Annotated in this window: 15 protein-coding genes; 10 read left to right on the forward strand and 5 right to left on the reverse strand. The window is 74.2% G+C overall.

Annotated elements, in window-relative coordinates; genetic code table 11:
• Positions 1 to 428: 428 nt before the first annotated feature.
• The 4 genes from ACRYR8_RS00005 to ACRYR8_RS00020 form a co-directional block, all read right to left on the reverse strand.
• Positions 429 to 2,315, reverse strand: coding sequence for a glycosyltransferase (locus ACRYR8_RS00005; RefSeq protein WP_432482026.1), 1,887 nt, complete (start codon positions 2,313 to 2,315; stop codon positions 429 to 431).
• Positions 2,316 to 2,424: 109 nt separating this feature from the next.
• Positions 2,425 to 3,609 (reverse strand): DegT/DnrJ/EryC1/StrS family aminotransferase, encoded by a 1,185-nt coding sequence (locus ACRYR8_RS00010; protein WP_432482027.1) that lies wholly within the window; start codon positions 3,607 to 3,609, stop codon positions 2,425 to 2,427.
• A 5-nt stretch (positions 3,610 to 3,614) separates the two neighbouring features.
• Positions 3,615 to 4,640: an NAD-dependent epimerase/dehydratase family protein gene (locus tag ACRYR8_RS00015; RefSeq protein WP_432482028.1), complete on the reverse strand. Its 1,026-nt coding sequence runs from the start codon at positions 4,638 to 4,640 to the stop codon at positions 3,615 to 3,617.
• Between the two features lie 22 nt (positions 4,641 to 4,662).
• A complete protein-coding gene (locus ACRYR8_RS00020) occupies positions 4,663 to 5,376 on the reverse strand; it encodes a NeuD/PglB/VioB family sugar acetyltransferase (protein WP_432482029.1) in 714 nt (237 codons plus the stop codon).
• A 132-nt stretch (positions 5,377 to 5,508) separates the two neighbouring features.
• Between ACRYR8_RS00020 and ACRYR8_RS00025 the strand changes: the two genes are divergently transcribed.
• The 7 genes from ACRYR8_RS00025 (at position 5,509) to ACRYR8_RS00055 (ending at position 11,162) form a co-directional block, all read left to right on the forward strand.
• Positions 5,509 to 5,745: an acyl carrier protein gene (locus ACRYR8_RS00025; RefSeq protein WP_432482030.1), complete on the forward strand. Its 237-nt coding sequence runs from the start codon at positions 5,509 to 5,511 to the stop codon at positions 5,743 to 5,745.
• The gene (locus ACRYR8_RS00030) at positions 5,738 to 6,535 is read left to right on the forward strand and encodes a hypothetical protein (protein WP_432482031.1); all 798 of its coding nucleotides are present in this window, start codon (positions 5,738 to 5,740) and stop codon (positions 6,533 to 6,535) included. The genes ACRYR8_RS00025 and ACRYR8_RS00030 overlap by 8 nt, the downstream gene beginning before the upstream one ends.
• A complete protein-coding gene (locus ACRYR8_RS00035) occupies positions 6,532 to 7,764 on the forward strand; it encodes an AMP-binding protein (RefSeq protein ID WP_432482032.1) in 1,233 nt (410 codons plus the stop codon). Before ACRYR8_RS00030 ends, ACRYR8_RS00035 begins: the two co-directional genes overlap by 4 nt.
• Entirely contained in the window at positions 7,761 to 8,477 is a 717-nt protein-coding gene (locus ACRYR8_RS00040) for an SDR family NAD(P)-dependent oxidoreductase (protein WP_432482033.1), read from the forward strand. Before ACRYR8_RS00035 ends, ACRYR8_RS00040 begins: the two co-directional genes overlap by 4 nt.
• Entirely contained in the window at positions 8,474 to 8,899 is a 426-nt protein-coding gene (locus ACRYR8_RS00045) for a hypothetical protein (RefSeq protein WP_432482034.1), read from the forward strand. Before ACRYR8_RS00040 ends, ACRYR8_RS00045 begins: the two co-directional genes overlap by 4 nt.
• 101 nt (positions 8,900 to 9,000) lie before the next feature.
• On the forward strand, positions 9,001 to 10,026 hold the full coding sequence (locus tag ACRYR8_RS00050; RefSeq protein ID WP_432482035.1) for a Gfo/Idh/MocA family protein: 1,026 nt from the start codon (positions 9,001 to 9,003) through the stop codon (positions 10,024 to 10,026).
• Positions 10,023 to 11,162, forward strand: coding sequence for a DegT/DnrJ/EryC1/StrS family aminotransferase (locus ACRYR8_RS00055; RefSeq protein WP_432482036.1), 1,140 nt, complete (start codon positions 10,023 to 10,025; stop codon positions 11,160 to 11,162). The genes ACRYR8_RS00050 and ACRYR8_RS00055 overlap by 4 nt, the downstream gene beginning before the upstream one ends.
• A gap of 419 nt (positions 11,163 to 11,581) precedes the next feature.
• Here the strand turns inward: ACRYR8_RS00055 and ACRYR8_RS00060 are convergent, their stop codons facing one another.
• Entirely contained in the window at positions 11,582 to 12,472 is an 891-nt protein-coding gene (locus tag ACRYR8_RS00060; RefSeq protein WP_432482037.1) for a sigma-70 family RNA polymerase sigma factor, read from the reverse strand.
• Between the two features lie 237 nt (positions 12,473 to 12,709).
• Here ACRYR8_RS00060 and ACRYR8_RS00065 point away from each other — a divergent pair, with 237 nt between their 5' ends.
• The 3 genes from ACRYR8_RS00065 to flgK all read left to right on the forward strand — a co-directional run bounded on the left by ACRYR8_RS00065 (position 12,710) and on the right by flgK (position 15,095).
• On the forward strand, positions 12,710 to 13,075 hold the full coding sequence (locus ACRYR8_RS00065; protein WP_432482038.1) for a hypothetical protein: 366 nt from the start codon (positions 12,710 to 12,712) through the stop codon (positions 13,073 to 13,075).
• A gap of 152 nt (positions 13,076 to 13,227) precedes the next feature.
• Complete coding sequence (flgN, locus tag ACRYR8_RS00070) at positions 13,228 to 13,719, forward strand: flagellar export chaperone FlgN (RefSeq protein ID WP_432482039.1); 492 nt, start codon at positions 13,228 to 13,230, stop codon at positions 13,717 to 13,719.
• Positions 13,720 to 13,733: 14 nt separating this feature from the next.
• Positions 13,734 to 15,095, forward strand: a complete 1,362-nt coding sequence (flgK, locus tag ACRYR8_RS00075; protein WP_432482040.1) for a flagellar hook-associated protein FlgK — start codon at positions 13,734 to 13,736, stop codon at positions 15,093 to 15,095.
• Positions 15,096 to 15,098: the final 3 nt, after the last annotated feature.

The raw sequence follows: 15,098 nt of genomic DNA on the forward strand, positions 1-15,098 counted from the left end.
CGTCGACACGTGTCGACGGGCCACGCCCGGACGACCAGGAGGTGCTCAGGCAGCGGACCGCCGTCGTCGCCCTGACCGACGTCGACGGCGACGGCCGGCAGGCGCCGGGCCGGGTGGCGGGATCGTCCGGCACCACGGCTGCCCGCTGCGGGCGCCGGCCGGCGGTCGGTGCGCTCCGGGCCGCGGGAGGACCGGCCTGCACCGGCTCCCGACCCGGCCGCAGCCTGCTTCAGGGACCGCAGCGCCACCGGCACCGGCGGCATCACGACCGACGGCGCCCGGGCCTACCGGCAGGTGCCCACCGGCGGCGCCGGACGCGCCGCGGCCCTCGCGCGGTCGACCGAGCACTACGGCGCTCGACGGCGTCGCAGCCCTCCGACGGACCGCCGGCGGAGGGCGGCCGTCACCGACGCGGCTGCCGGGTACACCTAGGAGGTGGTCTGGTACCCGCTCGCGCGCGTGAGCGCCCAGGAGGCCAGCGCGCCCACGGCGCTGGGGGACGAGACGACACCTTGCAGGCGGTGCCCCGCCCCGGAGGGGAGCATCCGGGCCTCGTCGAAGCTGGGCGGCAGCATGCGGAGGTCGTCGATCAGCTCGAGGGTCACGTCCGCCGCGGCGGCCAGGTCGGACCCCGCCGTCAGCCGCGCGAGGCGCTCGAACAGCTCCTCGGGCGCGGTGCCGAGGGAGGGGATGACCCAGCGGACGGGGTCACCGGCCCGGGTGGTGGCGCACCAGGCCGCGATGGCCTCTCGCGACAGCTCGTCGTGGTCCGGGTGCAGCGCCAGGTAGGCGCTGTCGACGTCGAGGGTCGTCCCGTCCCACCGGTGGATCGTCGCGCCGTTGGCCCGGCGCGCCCGCTGCAGCTGCTCGTCCAGCGCCAGGCCCGGGCCGCGCAGCGTGAACTGCTCCTCGCCGCCGGCGGAGAAGCGGTCGAGGAGCGTCTCGACGGAGGGGTCGATCCGCACGCCGGCGCGCGCCGACGAGATCGCCGCCGCGGTGTCGCCGGTCAGCCAGTGCACGACGGCCGCGTTGTGGTGGGCGCCGGCAGAGCCCAGCGCGAGCGCCCCCTCCCACGCGAGCAGCGCGAGTTCGGGCGAGACGTCCAGCAACCAGTTCCCCAGCACCAGCGAGGCGTCCGCACGGATCCCGCGGTCGTCGACCCCGACGAGCTCGGGGAAGAAGTCCTCGAGCGGACGCTGCCGGAGGACCAGTTCCCGCAGCCGCAGGCCCTCGCGGTACGTGTGTGCCGCGCCGGCCTCGCTCGTGGACAGGCTCTTCTCGTGGAACCGGTAGGCGACGACGGGTTGCGGGAGGTACCGGTACCGGAGGGTGCCTGCCGTCTTCAACCAGAAGTGGTAGTCCGCGGACACCCCCTGCTCGAAGAGGCCCGACCGCTGAAAGGCGTCGCGGCGCATCATCACCGACGGGTGGCCCAGGAGGTTCTGCCGGACGAGTTCACGCAGGAGGCAGTGGTCGTCGTAGGGCCTCGGCAGCGCCCACCCCCGCGACAGCGGCGTTCCCGCGGCGTCCATGAGGATCGCCGCACCGTGGCAGACGTCCAGACCGGGGTCGTCGTCGAACGCGCCCACCTGCGTCTGCAGCCGGTCGGGGAGGTTCCGGTCGTCACCGCCGGCCCACGCGATGAGTTCCCCGCGTGCCGCGCGGACCAGCTGGTTGCACACCAGGTCCATCCGGCCGGTGCCGCCCAGGTTGTCCTGCCTCACGATGCGCACCCTGGGGTTCCCCGCGTAGCTCGCGAGGATGTCCGGGGTCTCGTCGGTCGAACCGTCGTCCAGGGCGACGACCTCGTGGTCGTCGTAGGTCTGGTCGAGCGCCGAGCGCATGGCCTCGTGCGTGTAGTCGGAGAGGTTGTAGAACGCCATGAGGACGCTGACGCGAGGCGCCCGCTCCCGCACCGCCAACCGCCGGGGACCGGTCTGCACCGCCGAGCGCCACGCCGACAGCGCCTCCGCCAGGTGGACGGCCTCGCTCGGGGCGTCCGCCGGCAGGGTCGCGACACCGCAGAGGGAACGCAGCGCAGGCAGGACCGCGGCCCGGTCGGCGGCGAGGACGGTGGTGTCGGCACCGACGGCGGGGAGCGGCTGCGGCGCGTCGACCCAGACGACCAGCCGCGGTCCCAGCGAGGTGAGGACCCACGTGAGGACGTCCGGAGCCCGGTCCTGCCGGCTGGTGACCTCCGCGGCGTGCACGTCCAGTCCGACGACGTCGTGCCCGGCGGTCACCAGCCGTGCCACCAGGCGGCCGAGTTCGTCGCGGACGCCCTCGGCTCCGTCTCCGAGCACCAGCAGAGTCATGGGTCCTCCTGTCGCGGCGGGCGACGGGTGCTCGCCGTGGCGTTCACCCGTCTGCAGTAGTGCTCGGCATCGGCCGCCCTCCGCTTGAGGTCGGCAGCGCGGGAAACCCTCAGCCGCGGGGGCCGGCGAGGGCCGAGAGCACCGATGCGCGGACGTGGTCGACCTCGTCCGCGCGCATCCCCGCGAAGACGGGCAGCATCAGCGTGTTGCCGCTGACCCGCTCCGTGTGCGGGAGGGCGAGCCGTCCGAAGCGCTGGACGTACGCCGGCTCCAGGTGGCTGCTCATCACTCCCCTGCGGGTGGCGATGCCGGCGCGCTGCAGCGCGGCCATGAGGTCGTCGCGCGACAGCGGAGCTCCCGCCAGCACCTCCACCGAGTAGGCCTGGTGCGCATCGCTGCTGCCGGGCAGGAGCCGCCGACGCCGCAGGTGGGGGTGGCCCAGGAACACCTCGTCGTACCGTCGGGCGATGTCGGCGCGCTCGGCGAGGATCCGGTCGAGCTTGCCCATCTGCGCCACGCCCACGGCGGCCTGCAGGTCCGTCATGCGCCAGTTGTGGCCGACGTCCTCGTACGACTCGAAGACCAGTCCCCCTGCGCGGTGGCGGGCGACGTCCGAGACGCTCATGTGGTGGTGGCGGAGCAGCCGCAGCTGCTCGGCCACGCGCCCGTCCGGCGTCGTGATGACGCCGCCCTCGCCGCAGGTGACGATCTTGCGCGGGTGGAAGCTGAACACCACCGCTCCCTCGCTGTCGCCGACGGCCCGGTTGCCGAAGTCGTCGGCCGTGTGCGCACCGAGCGCGGGGGCCGCGTCCTCGACCACGGCGAGGCCGTGCCGGCGGGCGATGTCGTGCAGCGCGGCGGAGTCGGCGGCGTACCCCATGTGGACGGGCATGATGGCCGCCGTCCTCGGCGTGATGGCCGCCTCGACCGCCGCGGGGTCGACGGACCACGTCTCGGCGTCCAGGTCGGCGAAGACCGGCGTGGCGCCGGCGTTGACGATGCTGTTCGGGGTCGCGATGTAGGTGTAGCTGGGGCAGACGACCTCGTCCCCCGGGCCGATGCCGAGCGCCACGAGGGTGGCTTGCAGGGCGGTGGTCGCGGAGGTGACCGCGACGGCGTGGGCGGCCCCCACGCGCTCGGCGACGACCTCCTCGAAGCGCGCCACGACGGGCCCCTGGGTGACCCAGCCGCTGCGGAGGACCTCGACGACCGCGCGCTCCTCCTCCTCGCCGAAGAACGGCCGCGCGATGGGCACGTGCTGCGCCGGGCTCGTCACCGGGTCCACGGGGCTCACGGCGGTCACAGGGCGGCCAGCGCGTCGCGGCGGGCCGCGGAGGGGCGGGGCACCGCCAGGTCCCTGCTCTCGGCCTCCTCGGCACCCAGGCCGCGCCACCAGGCCACCAGTTCCGCGAGCCCCTCCTCGAGGCCCGTCTCCGCGCGGAAGCCGAGCACCCGCTCCGCCTTGGACGTGTCCGCCAGCCGCCGGGGCACGCTGTTGACGGCGCGGACGTCGGTGTGCTGCACGGTGAGCTCGGACCCCATCACGCGCAGGAGCGCCTGCGCGAGCTGCAGCAAGGACGTCTCCTCGCCGCGGGCGACGTTGAAGACCTCGTCCGTGACGTCGGCGCGCATCGCCGCCAGGTTCGCCCGCGCGACGTCGCGCACGTTGACGAAGTCCATGGTCGCCGACCCGTCGCCGTGGACGACCGGGGGCTGCCCGGACTCGATCGCCTGCATCCAGCGGATCAGGACCTCGGTGTACTTGCCCTCCGTGTCCATCCGCGGGCCGTAGACGTTGAAGTACCGCAGCGCCACGTAGTCGAGGTCGTGCATCGCCTTGAAGCTGCGGAGCAGCCCCTCGTTGTAGGCCTTCGCGGCGCCGTAGATGGTGTCGTTGTTGTAGCTGTGGTGGCGCTCGGTCGTGGGGAAGACCTCGGCCATGCCGTACACCGACGCCGTCGACGAGGCGACGACCTTGCGGACGCCGTGCGCGGCAGCCGCCTCCAGCACGTTGAACGTGCCGTTGACGATGATGTCGTTGGCGAGCCTCGGTTCGCTGGCGCAGCGGGTGATCCGGATGGCCGGCAGGTGGAAGACGACGTCGGCCTCGCGCACGACCCGCTCCACGGCCGCCACGTCGCGCACGTCTCCGCGCACGACGCGGACGTGGGGGGAGCGCACGGCCCGGGCCAGGTTGGCGAGGGTGCCGCGGCTGAAGTCGTCGAAGACGGTGATCGCCTCGACGCCGGGATCCTCCAGGAGGAGATCGGTGATCGTGGAGCCGATCAGACCGGCGCCTCCGGTCAGCAGGACCCTGTCGCTCATGCCACTCCCTCACTCGTCCGGCCTATCCAGGTCTCCCATCGGCTCTTCCTGACGGAACTTGAGCGTCACCCGGTCGCACCACGTCCCGCAGCCGGCGAGCGGGGCTGCCCACCCAGACCTGCATCGGCGGGACGTCGTGCCGGACCACCGAGCCCATGCCGACGAGGCTGCCGCGCCCCACCACGACCCCGGCGTCGAGCATGGCGCCCGCGCCCACGTACGCCTCCTCCTCCAGGACCACGCCGCCGGCGAGGAGGGCTCCCGAGGCGACGCTGGCGAACGCCCCGAGGTGGTCGTCGTGGGTGATCACCGCGGCGGGCATGACGCCGACGTGCGGGCCGATCGTCGCGTCGCCCGTGGCGACGACCCCTGCCAGGACGACCGCCCCCGCCCCCACGGCCACGCTGGGCGCCAGCGCGGCACGGGGGTGGACGAGGGAGGCGTACCGCTCGGGCGGGAGGGCCAGCCGCCGTTCCAGGACCCGCTTGGTGAAGTAGCGCTGAGGGCTCACGGTGCACAGCACCAGGCGCGCGCCGGGGTGGGCGCTCACCACCTCCGCGGTGGGCCCGAGGACCGGGAGACCCTTCACGCGAGCGCCTTCGAGGGCGGGGTCGTCGTCGGTGAAGCCCAGCAGGTCCCACCGCGGCTGCACGGCGTTGACGGCGTGCACCACCTCCGCCGCCTCGCGGGCGAACCCGCCGGACCCGACGAGGATCAACGGCTCCACCGCAGCCACTGGCGGTCACCTCCCCGGTCGACGGGGCACCGGACGCCCCGAAGCTCACGATCACACCTCATGTCACTCACTGTGGCGGAGCCGCTCGTCAGAGCAACCGCTAGGTTGGTCCGGCGACGTGGAGGAGGCGACGTGGACCAGGACGTGACCCGGGCGATGATGGACGAGATCCTGCAGCGCCAGGGCAAGGCACCGACGGGCTCGCCGGGGGCCAGCCTGCGCGAGATCGGCTTCCGGAGCCTGGACTTCTCGGAGCTGGCGCTGCGGGTGGAGGACGAGGTCGGCCGCGAGCTCAACTTCGAGGCGGACGAGCTGCGCGGGCTGCACACCGTCGCGGACGTCACCGCGTTCTTCGAACGCCATGGCTGAACCGGTGATCGCGCCGACGGCCCTCGTGCACCCCGGCGCCCGCCTGGCGGACGACGTGGTGGTCGGGCACTGCTCCGTGGTGCACGCGGGGGTCGGCCTGGCCGCCGGCACCGTCGTGGAGGAGTTCTGCCTGCTGGGGTCCGCGCCGGAGGCTCCCGGCGCCGGTGCGCTCGAGATCGGGGCGGGGAGTCGCATCCGCTCGCACAGCGTCGTCCACGGCGGCTCGCGCTTCGGGCCGGGCCTGCAGACGGGCCACCACGCCCTCCTGCGGGCCGGGGTCGTGGCCGGGCGCGACCTCCGCATCGGCTCCTACAGCTCCGTCGAGGGTGATGCGGAGCTGGGCGACCACGTGCGCGTGCACGGCTACGCCCAGATCGGGAAGGGGTCGAAGGTCGCGTCCCTGGTGTGGATCTACTCGCAGGTGACGCTGACGAACGACCCCCTCCCGCCGTCGCACCTCTTCCGCCCGGTGACGGTGGGCAGGGGCGCGGTGCTGTGCGTCGGCGTCACCGTGCTCCCGGGCGCGGTGGTCGGGGAGGGGGCGTTCATCGCCGCGGGCGCCACCGTGTCCGGCGACGTGCCGGACGCGGCGCTGGTCCTCGCCGACGGCTCGGTGGCGGGCCCCGTGACCGCCCTGCTGGACCTGCCGACCGGCACCCGCCACCCCTACCCCCGCCACTTCTCCGACGCCTACCCCGCCGAGGCCGCGAGCGCTCTCGCGGAGCTCCAGGCGCACCTCGCGGTGGCGGCGCGAGCCGTTCCCCGGCCCGCGAGGAGGTCGGCGGGGTGAGGCCGCAGTGGGACGCGCTCGTGGTCCTCGACGGGGGAGCGACCTCGTGGGCGGAACTGGCGGACGACCTCGCCGACGTCGTCGACGGCTCCCGGGCGGTGGCCCTGGTGGCCCGTGACACCCGAACGCCCTGGGCAGCGCTGGCGGCCGCCGTGCGCGCCGGCGGCGACCTGCTCGTCGTCGACGGCGACCGCGCCGACGAGTCGCTGCTGGACCGGCTGCGCGACGTCGGCTACCTGGTGGTCGACGGGCCACGGCGCCTGCGGCCGACCGCGACGGCTCCCGCGCGCGCAGGCCGGGTCACGGTGCTCACCTCCGGGACCACCGGCGCACCCAAGCTGGTCGAGCACGACCTGGGGTCGCTGGTGACCCGGCGCGCGCCGGCCGACGAGCCGGCCCGGCGCTGGCTGTGCCCGTACTCGGCGGGGACCTACGCCTGGTACCAGCTCGCCACGACGGGGCTGTTCGTCCCGGGGCAGTCCGTGGTGCCGGTCGCTCCCCGGGACCTCGACACGTGGGTCGCGGTGGCGCTGGCCTCCGGGGTCACCGCCGTCTCGGCGACACCGTCCTTCTGGCGCAGCACCCTCCTGACGCACCGGGACGACGAGCTGCGCCCGCTCCCCCTGCGGCAGCTCACGCTGGGCGGTGAGCCGGTCGAGCAGGACCTCCTCGACGAGCTCGGCCGGCTGTTCCCCGACGCGCGGCTGACGCACGTCTACGCGACCAGCGAGACCGGCGCGGTCCTCGCCGTGAGCGACGGCCGGGCCGGCTTCCCCGTGGAGTGGCTGGACGCACCGCGGGCCGGCGGGGTGCGGGTGCGCCTGCGCGGCGACCAGCTGGAGGTGGCCTCGCCCTGGGTCCACCGGACCGCGACCTCGGAGTGGGTGAGCACCGGCGACCGCGCCGTGGTGCGGGACGGGAGGGTCCACGTGGTGGGCCGCGAGGCCGTGCAGTTCATCAACGTCGGTGGCGCCAAGGTGGACGCCGTGGCGGTCCAGGCGGCCTTCCTGTCGCACCCCGAGGTGGCGTGGGCGCGCGTGCGGGGCCGGCGGGCCCCCGTGCTGGGGCAGGTCCCCGTGGCCGACGTCGTGCTCCGCAGGGGCGCGAGCGCGACCGCGGACGACCTCCGGGCGCACGTGGCCGGTCGGCTGCCCGAGGTGGCGGTGCCCCGGCTGGTGACGCTGCACGACGACATCCCCCTGACCCCTGCGCTGAAGGCGGCACTGTGAACGTCCTCGTCACCGGCGGTTCCCGGGGCCTCGGCCTCGTCCTGTGCCGCGACCTCCTCGAACGTGGTCACCGGGTGGGCACCTTCTCCCGCACGACGACCCGGGAGGTGGCGGAGCTGGAGGCCCTGCACGGGGACCGCTTCTCCCACCGGGTCCTCGACGCCACCGACGACGAGGCCGCGTCCGCGTTCCTCACCGACCTGGTGCGCGACTGGGGCCGCGTGGACGCGCTCGTGCTCAACGCGGCGGTCGGCCAGGACTCCCTGCTGGCGCACACCTCCCCCGCGCAGATCGCCCGGCTGCTGGACGTCAACGTCCGCGCGCCGATCGTGCTGACGCGGTCCTTCGGGCGGCAGGTCCTCCGCCAGGGCGGTGGCGGCCGGGTCGTCGTGGTCGGCTCCATCGGCGCCCGGCAGGGCTACCCGGGGCTGACCGTCTACGCGGCGACGAAGGGGGCGCTCGAGTCGTTCGCGCGGGCACTGGCCGCCGAGATGAAGGGCCGCCTGCTCGTCAACGTGGTCGCGCCCGGCTTCTTCGAGTCGGAGATGTCGTCGGCGCTGGCGGGCGAACAGCTCGGGTCGATCCTCCGCCGCACCCCGACGGGGTCCTTGACGACCCCCGAGCAGGTGTCGGAGGTCGTCACCTGGCTCCTCACCGCGGACACGAACGTCAACGGGTCGGTGATCACGGTCGACGGAGGAGCGTCCGCGTGAGCCCGCCAGCGCGGCCGGAGGTGGCCGTGCGCCCGCGGGGCGAGCACGTCCGCCCGCGGGGCGACCAGGCGGTCAGCTACCTGGACGACGGTCGGCAGGTGGTGTGCACGTTCCCCGGCGGCCCACCCGCGGCGGGGCGCCGCTGGGTGTGCGACGCGGAGCGGTTCGACCGGCGGCCCCGCGAGCACGTCGTGCGCGCGTGGGGGCTGCCGGACGGGCGGTTCGCGTTCGCGCGGGCGTGGACGCGCCTGGAGGTCGCCGCCAAGGCGGAGGACGTGCCCGTCGTCCTGCGCGGCCGCGACCCGGCAGCGGCGCTGCCGGTGCGGTCGATGACGCTGCCGGGTGAGCGGATCGTCGTGTCGTGGGCCCTGGGGGCCCGTCCTGTCGCGGGCGCTGGGGGCCCGTCCTGCGGCTCGTGGTGAAGCGACCTGCCAGATGAGGCACACTGCGTTACGCTTGCTCGACAAAGGGTGACCGGCGTTCGCGTGACAGGGGCACCGACGGCTGCGGACCAGGACGGGACATGCAGGTAGGAGTTGTCGGCCTCGGCTACTGGGGGTCCAAGCACGTCCGCGTGCTGAGTTCGCTGTCGGACGTCGACCGGGTGGTGTGCTTCGACCTCGACCGCCAGCGGCAGGACGTCATCGCCGCGGCCTTCCCGGCCGCCGCCGTCGCCCCCAGCCTCGCGGACCTGCTCGACGTCGTGGACGCGGTCGTGCTCGCGACCCACCCGTCGACGCACGCCGCGCTGGCGGAGGCGGCGCTCGAGGCCGGCGTGCACGTCCTCGTCGAGAAGCCGCTGGCGCTGACCTCCCGAGAGGGCGCGGACCTCGTCGACCTCGCGGCCGCGAGGGGCCTGACCCTGATGGTCGGGCACACCTTCGCCTACAACCCCGCGGTCCGGGCGCTGCGCGACCTCGTCCAGCGCGGTGACCTCGGCGACGTCTGGCACATCGACAGCCAGCGCCTCAACCTCGGCCTGTACCAGTCGGACTGCGACGTCGTGTGGGACCTCGCACCCCACGACGTCAGCATCATCAACACCCTCGTCGGGACGGCCCCCACCGTGGTCCGCGCCTGGGGGCGCGGCCACCTCAACCGCTCGATCGCCGACAACGCCTACGTGATGCTCGAGTACGCCGGTCTGGACGTGCAGGCGGTCGTGCACGTGAGCTGGCTCGACCCCCACAAGGTGCGGCGACTGACCGTGGTCGGCTCCCAGCGGATGGCCGTGTACGACGACCTGGCCGACGACGAGCGGATCCGGATCTACGACAAGGGCGTCGTGCCCGGCGAGGACTTCTCGCCGAGCACGCCCATGACCTACCGCTACGGGGACATCCACTCCCCGTACATCCCGTTCAGCGAGCCGCTGCGGCTGGAGGACCAGCACTTCGTGGACAGCGTCCGCGACGGGACCAGGCCGCTGACGGACGGCGAGGCGGGGCTCGAGGTCGTCCGGACGCTCGAGGCGGCCTCGACGTCCTTGCGGGAGGGCCGCGCAGTGAGCCTCGCCGAGGTCGGCGACACCGCGCGGGTGCTGCGGTGATCCGCGTCCCCTTCCTCGACCTGGCGGCCAGCCAGGCCCCGCTGACCGCGGAGCTCGACGAGGCCTGGCAACGTGTCACCCGCAGCGCCCGGTACGTCGGCGGCCCGGTGGTGGAGGAGTTCGAGGACGCGTGGGCCGGCGCGTCGGGCGTCGGGCACGCCGTCGGCGTCGGCAACGGCACGGACGCCATCGAGCTCGCGCTCCGGGGTCTCGGCCTCGGTCCCGGTGACGAGGTGCTCGTCCCGGCCAACACCTTCATCGCGACCGCCGAGGCCGTCGTCGCCGTGGGGGCCGTCCCCCGGTTCATCGACGTCGACCCCGCCACGATGCTGGTGACCCCGGAGGCCGTGGAGGCCGGCACCACGCCGCGCACGGCCGCTGTCATCGTGGTCCACCTGTACGGTCAGGCCGCCGACATGACCGCGATCGCGGACGTGGCGCGCAGGACCGGCATCGCCGTGGTCGAGGACTGCGCGCAGGCCCAGGGCGCGCGCTGGAACGGTCGGCCGGTGGGCTCCTTCGGCGTCGCCGGCTGCACCAGCTTCTACCCGGGCAAGAATCTGGGGGCCTTCGGTGACGGCGGGGCACTCGTCACAGACGATGCGGCGCTGGCGCGACGCGTCCGCCAGCTCGCCGACCACGGTCGCGCGCTCGACTCCAAGTACGAGCACCCGCTGGTGGGGCGCAACAGCCGTCTGGACGCCGTGCAGGCTGCTGTCCTGTCGGTCAAGCTCCCGCACCTCGGGTCCTGGAACGAGCAGCGCCGCAGCGCGTCGCGGCAGTACGCCGAGCGGCTGTCCGGGTTCTCCGGTGTCCGGCTCACCGAGCAGTCACCCGGGAGCGAGTCCGTCCACCACCTGGAGGTCGTGCGGGTCCCGGGGCGGGACGAGGTGCGCGCTGCCCTGCTCGCCGCAGGCATCGAGACGGGGATCCACTACCCCGTCCCGTGCCATCGGCAAGCGGGGTACCTGCAGTTCCCCCACCAGGACCTCCAGGTGACGGAAGGCAGCAGTCCCCACCTGCTCAGCCTGCCGCTGTTCCCGGGCATCACCGGCCAGCAGGTCGATCTCGTGTGCGACGAACTCCTGCGGGCGCTGGAGCACCAGACGGCCACGGTCGGGACACACCGGCCCTGACGGTGTCGGGACGGGGCACCGACGACCTCGACGACGTCGACGACGACGTCGCTGCACCGGTCGCACGTCCCGCCCCGTCCGCGGGCCGGCTGCGCCCCAGCCCGTCGCACGGGCGCCACACCCCTCCGCCAGCGCCCGCACCCCCGCGGTCGGTCTCGCCGGCACCCCGGGGCTGCCGCGCCCCTCGTCGAGGCGGCAGGCTCCGTCCGCAGGACAGCGGTGGTCGAAGCGTTCGGCGCCCTGTTCGGGGCCGACCGCACCCGCGACCCGTCGGTGCGCCCGCACGTCGGCGAGGAACCCCCCGACCGACGGCGAACCCCTGCGCACCGCTCAGCGGGTCATCGCCGCAGCGGGCCGTCCGGGCGAAGTGCCGACAGGGTTCACGAGGCTCGGGTGAGCGGTCGTCCGCGCCGCACGGTTCAGGCGGTGCGGGCCGAGAAGGGTGCCGGTGCCGCGAACGCACCGAACGCGGACAACGCCAGGCGCGCCTTGAAGTCGGACTGGGTGCCGACGGCCGCGTAGTACGCCTCCTTGCGCTTCACGGCGGGCGCCGAGCCGGTGGCCGGCGCCACCATCTCCGGCGACAGGTGCGTGTTCATGCCGTCGCGCAGCAGCGCGAGCGCCTCGGCCCGCATCTGCGAGATGCGGGACTCCGTGACGCCCAGCTCCTCGGCGAGTTCCGCCATGGGCCGCTCGTGCAGGAAGTAGCCCTCCACCACGATGCGCAGCCGCTCGGGCAGCGCGGCGATCGCGGCGCGCAGGTAGCCCAGGCGCTCGCGGTGCAGCAGCTCCTGCTCGGGGCCGGGGGTGTGGGTGGGCAGGTGGTCGTCGATGGAGCCGCCGTCGGCGGTGAAGCCCTGCATCGACAGGACCATCGCACGCTGCGACTCGTCGCGGGTCTCGGTCAGCTCGCGCACCGACACGCCCAGGACACCGGCCAGCTCCACCGGGGTGGGGGTGCGGCCCAGCTGGGTGGTGAGCTGGTCCTCGGTGGCGCTGAGCTTGCGGGCCCGCGAGCGCACCCCGCGGGAGGCCCAGTCGGCGCCGCGCAGGTCGTCCAGGATGGCGCCGCGGATGCGGGTGTTCGCGTAGCGGGCGAACGGCACCCCGGTGGTGGGGTCGTAGCCGCGCGAGGCCTGGAACAGCGCCATGAGCCCCGCCGACGTCAGGTCGTCCCGGCTCACGTGCGAGGGCAACCGGCCGATGAACTCGCTGGTGATGTAGCCGACGATCGGCAGGTGCTTCTCGACGAGCTCGGCGCGCTGCGCATCGGTGAGCTCCACGGGGGTGCTGGCGGCGTCTGCGGTCACACCCGTTGTCTCGGGCCCGCCGTGCGTCACCTTGAGCGCCCGACGGGTGGACCGCGGACGCTGCCTGCGGGCCCCGCCGCCCGGGCGGTGCCCACGCTCGGTGAGGACCCCTCGGCGACCGGGTGAAACCTCCCCGTAACGGCGTGGTGCGGTTCAGCGTCGAAGCACTCGCCGCCGATGCTCTCCCCGCAGGACGCACCGGCCCCGACCGGTGCGGCAGTCGAAGGAGAGACAGGAGTGGACGCCGTGAAGCCGTTGTACCGGGTGCTGCAGGACCTCGAGCACGCCTCGCGCCGGGGCCGGCTGACCCCCTCGTTCATCGACGAGTACGCCGACAAGTACGGCGAGCGCGTCAGCGCCCTCTACGCCCTGGCGGCGAAGAACTTCCTCACGATCGCCCACGAGGACGGCCGCAACGACCACGTGCTGCGCGACCCCGCGGAGCGCCAGCGCGGCGTCAACGCCGTCGTGGTCGCCTCGGCGATGGAGGACAACGCCCGCGAGATGCACCGCGAGCTGCGCAAGGCCCGCGACGACGGCCGGCCCTACGCGCTGCGCAAGCCCGGCAAGAACGCGTTCTTCGTCAGGAAGCCGAACGACTGACGCGTCGCCGCACGCCACCCGCGCCCGCCGGCAGCGCCCCGGGCCGGGACCTCAGATCCACCGCCCGGCTGCCGATGGGTGCGGCAAGGACGAGGAGCGTCACGCAGGCGCGGGAACGCGCCGGCGACGGTGCCGACGACGGAAGGACACGCATGGGACTCGCCGAGGTCTCCGGCATCCTCTGGAAGGAGCGGGAGCTGCTGGAGCTGCTCCTGTTCAAGCTGGAGGAGGAGCAGCTCGTGCTGGCCAGCGGCCGCACGCGCTGGCTGGCGCACGCCACCCGCGAGGTCGAGTTCGTCATGGACCAGATCCGCTCCACGGAGGTGCTGCGCGCCGCCGAGGTCGACGCGGTCGCCACCGAGCTGGAGATCGAGCCCGGCCCCAGCCTCAACGCGCTCGCGGCCGCCGCGCCCGAGCCGTGGGGGGAGCTGCTGCGCGGCCACCGCGACGCGTTCCTCACCCTCACCGCGGAGATCCAGGCCCTGGCCGACGCCAACCGCGACCTGCTGAGCTCCGGCGCCCGCGCCCTGCGCGAGACGCTGCTCGGCCTGGACACCCCCCTCGACACGTACACCGCCCGGGGCAAGAACACGGCCACGTCGGCCGGTGGATCCCGCGCCCACTTCGTCGACGAAGCCCTCTGAAAGGACCCCTGACGATGAGCACCTTCTCCGGCATCAACCAGGCCAGCCGAGCCCTCAGCGCCGCCCAGCGCGGCATGGAGACCACCGGGCAGAACATCGCCAACGTCAACACGCCGGGCTACTCCCGCCAGCGCGTCGACCAGACCTCCGGCGTGCTGACCCAGACCGGCCAGCACGTGCAGCGCAACGTGGCCGGCGACGGCGTGCAGGTCACCGGCATCAGCCGCGTCGCCGACGCCCTGGCCACCGCCACCGCCCGGCAGGACGCCGCGACCGCCGCCGAGCAGAAGGCCGCCGGCCAGGTGTGGGCTGGCATCGAGAGCGCCCTCGCCGACACCGGCACCTCCGGCCTCAGCAAGGACCTCGCGGACCTGTCCTCGGCGTGGAACGACCTCGCCAAGGCCGGCGCCGACGGCGCCGACGCGGCCCGCTCGCTCGTCGCCACCCGCACGCAGGCGGTCGTGTCGACGGTCACCGGCATGAACGACCAGCTCGAGGGCCAGTACACGGGCCTGACGGACCAGGCGCAGCTCCTCGCCGCCGACGTCAACCGGGCCGCGGCGAGCGTCGCCGAGCTCAACGACGCCATCCGCGGCACCCTCGCCGCCGGCGGCACCGCCAACGAGCTGCTGGACCAGCGCGAGCAGCTCCTGAGCACGCTGGCCGGCGCCACCGGCGCCCGCACCGTGCAGCGCGACAGCGGGGTCGTCGACGTCTACGTCGGCAACGCCGCCCTCGTCTCCGGCGGCCAGTCCGCCACGCTGTCGATCGTCGTGCCGGCCGGTGCGCGCCTCGGCGCGGAGCTGACCGTGAACGTCGGCGGCGCGCCGGCCGCGCCCGCCTCCGGCGCCCTCAAGGGCGTCCTGGACGGCGCGAACACCACGCTGCCGAAGCAGAAGGAAGCCCTCGACGCCTTCGCCACGACCCTCGCCGACCGGATCAACACCGCAGTCAAGACGGTGGCCGGCAACGGGGACCTCCTGAGCACCACCGACTCCGCGGGCAACGCGGTCGACGCCGCGCGCAACCTCGCCCTGACCGGGAACGCCTTCCAGGACAGCGCGGCCGGCACGGTCGACCGCGCCGCCGCCAAGGCCGCCGTCACCGAGCTGCGCACCGTCACCACCGCCTGGCGCAAGGAGGTCACCGGCATCGCCTCCTCGGCGCAGTCGGCGGAGAACCGCGCCGCCCTGGCCGAGCAGGTGTCGCTGAAGTCCGACGCCGCCCGCGAGGCCGTCTCCGGCGTGAACCTCGACGAGGAGATGACCAACCTCGTCTCCTACCAGCACGCCTACTCCGCCGCCGCCCGCGTCCTGACGGCGATCGACGAGGCGCTGGACACCCTGATCCGCGGCACCGGCGTCGTCGGCCGCTGACCC

It is taken from the genome of Kineococcus esterisolvens (genome assembly GCF_050871405.1).
Classification (GTDB): domain Bacteria; phylum Actinomycetota; class Actinomycetes; order Actinomycetales; family Kineococcaceae; genus Kineococcus.